Origin of the sequence: uncultured Anaerovibrio sp., from assembly GCF_947302755.1 — a bacterium.
Classification (GTDB): Bacteria; Bacillota; Negativicutes; order Selenomonadales; family Selenomonadaceae; genus Anaerovibrio.
The window spans coordinates 1-5,646 of the sequence record NZ_CAMYWM010000147.1; the positions used below are offsets into that span (position 1 = coordinate 1).

The 5,646-nt window shown below is 41.3% G+C and carries 7 protein-coding genes and 1 pseudogene; 3 read left to right on the forward strand and 5 right to left on the reverse strand.

Going from position 1 to position 5,646, the window contains the following annotated elements:
* Nucleotides 1-342: pseudogene (locus Q0Y54_RS11270) on the forward strand (hypothetical protein); the annotation flags it as partial.
* A gap of 359 nt (nucleotides 343-701) precedes the next feature.
* On the opposite strand, the gene Q0Y54_RS11275 reads toward Q0Y54_RS11270, so the two are convergent.
* The 5 genes from Q0Y54_RS11275 to Q0Y54_RS11295 form a co-directional block, all read right to left on the reverse strand.
* A complete protein-coding gene (locus Q0Y54_RS11275; RefSeq protein WP_297967896.1) occupies nucleotides 702-1,907 on the reverse strand; it encodes a tyrosine-type recombinase/integrase in 1,206 nt (401 codons plus the stop codon).
* A gap of 369 nt (nucleotides 1,908-2,276) precedes the next feature.
* Nucleotides 2,277-2,714 carry a hypothetical protein gene (locus Q0Y54_RS11280; protein ID WP_297967901.1) on the reverse strand — a complete coding sequence of 146 codons (438 nt, stop codon included), beginning with the start codon at nucleotides 2,712-2,714 and terminating at the stop codon, nucleotides 2,277-2,279.
* 41 nt (nucleotides 2,715-2,755) lie between these two features.
* The gene (locus tag Q0Y54_RS11285) at nucleotides 2,756-3,019 is read right to left on the reverse strand and encodes a hypothetical protein (RefSeq protein ID WP_297967907.1); all 264 of its coding nucleotides are present in this window, start codon (nucleotides 3,017-3,019) and stop codon (nucleotides 2,756-2,758) included.
* A 330-nt stretch (nucleotides 3,020-3,349) separates the two neighbouring features.
* Entirely contained in the window at nucleotides 3,350-4,192 is an 843-nt protein-coding gene (gene dinD, locus Q0Y54_RS11290; protein WP_297967911.1) for a DNA damage-inducible protein D, read from the reverse strand.
* 44 nt (nucleotides 4,193-4,236) lie between these two features.
* Nucleotides 4,237-4,620 carry a helix-turn-helix domain-containing protein gene (locus Q0Y54_RS11295; protein WP_297967914.1) on the reverse strand — a complete coding sequence of 128 codons (384 nt, stop codon included), beginning with the start codon at nucleotides 4,618-4,620 and terminating at the stop codon, nucleotides 4,237-4,239.
* Nucleotides 4,621-4,763: 143 nt separating this feature from the next.
* On the opposite strand from Q0Y54_RS11295, the gene Q0Y54_RS11300 reads away from it, so the two are divergent.
* On the forward strand, nucleotides 4,764-4,967 hold the full coding sequence (locus Q0Y54_RS11300; protein ID WP_297967920.1) for a helix-turn-helix domain-containing protein: 204 nt from the start codon (nucleotides 4,764-4,766) through the stop codon (nucleotides 4,965-4,967).
* A 43-nt stretch (nucleotides 4,968-5,010) separates the two neighbouring features.
* Nucleotides 5,011-5,646 (forward strand): phage antirepressor KilAC domain-containing protein (locus tag Q0Y54_RS11305; protein WP_297967926.1); only part of this gene is annotated, 636 nt, incomplete at its 3' end.

The following is a 5,646-nucleotide window of genomic DNA, read 5'->3' on the forward strand; positions in this document are numbered from 1 at the left end:
AACATGGATTGGATACTAAATCAAAAAAGACTGGAACGGGTGGACCGGGCCACAGCCGAGTTTATCCAAACAGCCACAGGCACTAATTTTGCTATTGAAGAAGATGAAGAGGTGATTGATGTGTGCAGAGCATGGAAAAATTCAATGGACCAGGCTAAATCTGAGGGTATTCTTGCTGGTCGCGCAGAGGGAATAATCGCTGGCCGCGTCGAGGGTCAGGATAAAGAACGTCTCAGCTCTATTCGCAATGTTATGATGAATTTAGGCGTATCAGTTCATCGTGCAATGGAAATTATAGGTATCCCCATTGATGAGCAGGAAAAGTACATATCAATGATTTAAAAACGTGGACCGGGCCACAGCTGAGTTTATTTAGAATTCCGTCCCTTCTTGGTAAGCTTTTCCAGGACTAGCTTCACGTCGATGTCACGCCCTGCGTGACGGGTGAGGTAACATAGTAAAATAAAGAAAACCCCATTTTCACCTAAGGTGGTCTTTGGTAAATGGGGCGAGCCTTTTCGAAAAGTAAAATTCTGTTGCTTGGGCAAAAAATAGCCGGACATCCAAGGGATGCCCGGCGTTTTTACACGCAAAATGACATTATTTAAGTGTTAATAAAGTGCTATTATTTGTTAATATCAGTGATATCTGCAACATACACAAAAATATTAAGTAATCCCTTGTTGTAAAAGAAACTATCTTCAAATTGTCTGCAATTTGTCTGCATTAACTTTCTCGTCTGCATTTTTTTTGAGTGTTTTTTCAAAGACGGAAGCAACATTTTTTTGCATAGCTTCCGTTTCGTGGGTGTATAAATTAAGGGTTATATCCGTTGTTTTGTGGCCCAGCCTTCCAGCGATTTCTTTTGGGGAGGCATTGGCTTCTACCAGCATGGTGGCGTGGGTATGTCGGAATGAGTGGGAATTTAAGCCATTCTTTCGCAAAAACAATGAAAAGGAATCAGGAGCAATGGTTCGCCCATCGGGCCACAAGCAAACCAGGTTAACCTGGTTCCTGTCATTCAGCAGACTGGTAGTATAGAAAAAATAGCCATCATCATTTTCGTAGCAATACATCCAGCCACCGGCAGCCTTTCGCTTATCCTGCTCCCTTTTTAAATCCTGGAGAAATGCCAATAATTCAGAGTCCATATATATTGTTCTGACACTGGAGGAAGTTTTTGGACTTGCAAAATGGTAGGATTTACCGCGATCCTTTAATTGCTGTTTAACATAAATGATACCATTTTTTAAATCCACATTATCCCAGACAAGGCCAAATATCTCTCGTATTCTCATACCTGTATGATAAGCAAGCATAAGAGGCGCGTGATACTTTTTGCGTTTATCTGCCTCCAATATTTCCTGGAACTTTTCCGGGGTTATTACCACACGCTCCACTATATTGCGTGGTGCATTTTTTGGCACCTTCACATTTATGACCGGGTTAAAAGTTATCAGCTCAGCAGGAAACACAGCATAATCAAGTGCCGTTTTTAAGGTGGCCAGCCTGCGTGCAATGGTGGCGTAGGAAAAATCCTCACAATACCACGTGTTGACCATTGCTGCTACATTCCTTGGCTTTAGCTCCTGAAGGATAATGTTCCCAATGTATTTCTTTAAAGCCTTTATTCCACACTTGTACGAAAGAATTGATTGCTCTCTTAATGAGGCCGAGTGCTGTTGAAGCCACAGATCCAAATAATCACCGACAGTCAGTTTTTCGGAAGTTATACCGATATTGCCATGTTTAAAACTGGTGAAGGCTTCAACACCAGCATTATACGCCTCATCTTTGGTGGCGAACCCACCTTTTTCCACAACCTTCCTTTTTCCTTCCAGAGTTTTTCCAGCCTCGAATATGTAACTGTATGTCTTGCCTCTTTTTCTGGTGCGAACCTGAGCCATACTAACACCTCCCTTTTTAGTTTACACACGCTAAAATTTGCGTTTGATTTGCGTGTGAAATACGTTTGAAATCGTGCGTTAAACGTGCGTTTAGCGTGTGTTAAAACACCGCAAAGCATTGATACATAAGGCTTTTAGCACTTCTAAAATACGCTAGCTTAACCCAATTCTTAACCCAATTTACAGACTTAACCCATCACCCTATCCATTTTTTGCAATAAATGATATAATAAAGCATAAAAATATTGCAGAAAGTGTGGTAGCGTCATGGAACATTTCAAATTTCGGATAGTATGCGCGCTTTTGATTGTGGTACCAGCGTTATTTCGTGATTCTTTGGAATCAAAATTGAATGCCATAATAATATTATTAACCATGATTTATATCGTCGCTATTGCGGCTCTTATGGAAAAAAGCCTGCATGTAAAAGACGAGGACAAGCAAAGGCACAACTAACCCACCGTTTGCCAGATCGTCATAATTTGCTATTTCTACCACTTGGCCAAAGCAATCTACAATGGTTAGCAGTATGTCCACCAGCTCATTGACGGAGTTAATATTATACTCCCTCACCTTATCCAGTAGTCTGTCCTCATACTGCTCCGGCGTTTCATTAAGCACCGGCTCCATTGTCAGAATGGCATGTATCACATGGAACCACTCAGCCTTGAAGTTGTGGTATTCCTTTAGCACCGGGTAGAGCTGCTGGTACATTTCGTATTTCGTTTTATAGAGCGGCAGCAATGCAGCCTGAACCCTGTATATCTGCTGCTGGAGCTCCCTGAAATCCTTATAGATATCACTCATAAAGATATATCCTCTTTATTTGCCGCCTCCGGGCGGCTTTTTTATTTATGCCGGTGAGCCTCCAGCTGGTCGGCGGGGGAGGGTGACTCTATGTCCTCATTCTCTATATGCTCCATTTCATGCTCGTATGCTTTCTGCTGCTCTTCGTATGAGCAATTGGCATTGATATAGGCGTATGGTTCTCCGCAGTCTTCGCACACCATAGCCTTTATGGTGGAGGGCAGGGCATTGGCAATATGATAGGTAGCTATCCCTGTCCGTTCATCCACATTAACAAATATATCATCAAGTTTTGGCTCACGCATACATATCCACCTCCAAAACAAAGAAACAAAAAGGCCCCGCGCCATAATGGCACAGGGCATTGCAAATAAAGTACGGATTATCAGCAATATTGTACCATTATGATAAAATTTTTACTTATCAAATGAAAAAAGCTACCCCACTAAGGGCGGCCCACCAAGGACGGCGTACTTAACATACGCTTAGTCGTTAGACCGTATCCTTAGTGTAAACAGTACAATATGTCTGTACAGACATATTATCGTATCAATTAAGGAAATGTCAAATTTATGTGATTTTTTATTGCTCTTATTCCCGGCTTATTATCACGATTTGTTGGTTACATTCTTCAACTATCTATTAAATCCTGTATCTTTGGCTAGTTTCTTCTCTTCTGATTTTACCCGTCGTTCTAATTTTTTTATATCTTCAGCTGGTGGTAATTCCTCAGGTTTTATGCCTCTATCAGCCAACATGCCTCGGACGGCTTTATTATTACTGATATGTTCGATGGTAATAGCTTCTTCTCCATAAAGATCCTTTTCTTCAGTATTATGGTTGGTTATTTCTGTAGCAAGATTTTTAGCCGCAATGGTCAATGTCGGTAAGAAGTCAGCTAATGGGCGATTTGGTTTTATTGCAAGTTGTGCTTTCATTGCAGCGGTAGATTTGCCGAATAAAGCAGCGTCACCAGCAGAGCGTATTCTGCCAAAACCACTATCGTCTACCCCTCTTTCATAGATGTTTTTAGACAATAGAGACTCGGATGAGGACAATCGTTGTCTAGCTTCAAATCTACGTAGAAGGTTAATTCGATCCTCAATAAATTCTTGTTTTCTGGTTTGCAAAGCAAAATAGCTCTGAGCAAAAGCAATTTCATCTTTGCGAGGATCACCATTTTGAGCGATAAGATAACAGGCATATCGAGTGAGCTTTATGTCATCAATTTCCCGGACTGTGCCTGATCCAATATTAACCATTTTGTTGACATCAACAAAATGGTTTGAGAGCGCATGAGTAGTGGTTTTACAGGCTTCTTTTGCCTTATCAATTACATTGGTGAAATTGCGCCATTCCGTGTATCCCAATACGGTCTGTAATTCTCTGGCGTACCAAAACTCAATACCGATTTCAGAGTCAATATGCACAATATTATCAAAAGTATTTTTCATTGAAATAATAAGTTCTTTATTCATAATTAATCAATCCTTCCTCACCGCCTCACGGGGCGGCATGTTATTTATTCCTCATCACCCTTGAGTCTTTTGAGAAGGTCGGCTGCATATTGCAGGTCCTCAGGCTTGGCATTCTTTGAAGCGTCAAAGAGCATACGCATACCAGGTTGAGTACGGAGCCTCTCCGCAACCTCCGCAGTCTCTGGGTCGGCGTAGTAGGATGGGGTGGACTGGCCTAAATTAGTGGTCAAATCTGATTTTCCGGTAATATAATTCATATCCACATTAAAGAAATCTGCAAATACTTCTAATATCTCTATCTTAGGTTCACGTTTTCCACTTTCATACATTGCTATGGCACTTTGGCTAATATTCAATGCCTTAGATAATTCACCTTGAGTCATATCTTTTTTTATACGTAGCTCTTTTAATCTATCTGCAAATGACATAAAAACACCTCCTACACTATATTATCACGTATTGTGAACAAAATATCAATTGTTTTTTCACATTTTGTGTTGACAATAATCACGAAACGTGATAATATGAATTTGTGAATAAAAATCACGAAATGTGATAGAAAGGAGTGCTTATGCTAGATAAGAAGGTTATCGGTGATAGGTTGCGAAAATTGCGCGGAAATAGAACACTCATTGAAGTTGCAACGGCCTGTAATATAAGCCCATCAGCTCTATCAATGTACGAAAACGGTGAAAGAATTCCTCGTGATGAAATCAAACTGGTTTTATCGAAATTTTATCGTAAATCCGTGCAGTCAATTTTTTTTGCTGTTTAAAATCACAAAATGTAATATCGCAAAATGTAATAAGGAGGTAGCGATGGATAAGTTAGTAGTCATTAATTCAGGTGAAGATGAAATAAAAATTGATGGCAGAGAGTTACACATGTTTTTGGAGATTGAAACACCGTACAATAAATGGTTTTCGAGAATGTGTGAATACGGTTTTAGTGAGGGGACAGACTTTTGGACAAATTTGTCCGAAAGTACCGGGGGCAGACCTGCAACGGTTCATGAATTAACCCTTGACATGGCGAAAGAGATAGCCATGCTCCAGCGGAACGAGAAGGGCAAGCAGGCCCGTCAGTATTTTATCCAGCTTGAAAAGGACTGGAACAGCCCAGAGAAGGTTATGGCGCGGGCCTTGCAGATATCCAACAGGAAAATAGCAGAAAAGACCAAGGACATTGAACTGTTATGTGAAAAGATTGAGGCCGACAAGCCGAAGGTAATTTTCGCTGATGCGGTGAGTGCTTCCCATACCTCCATCCTGGTGGGTGAGATGGCCAAGCTGCTGAGGCAGAACGGTATAGACATTGGGCAGCAGAGACTGTTTAGATGGCTCCGGGAGAACGGCTACCTGATGAAGTCGGGCTCCTCCAAGAACATGCCAACCCAGCGCAGCATGGATATGGGGCTCTTTACCATCAAGGAAGGCTCCTACGTTGACTCCAAC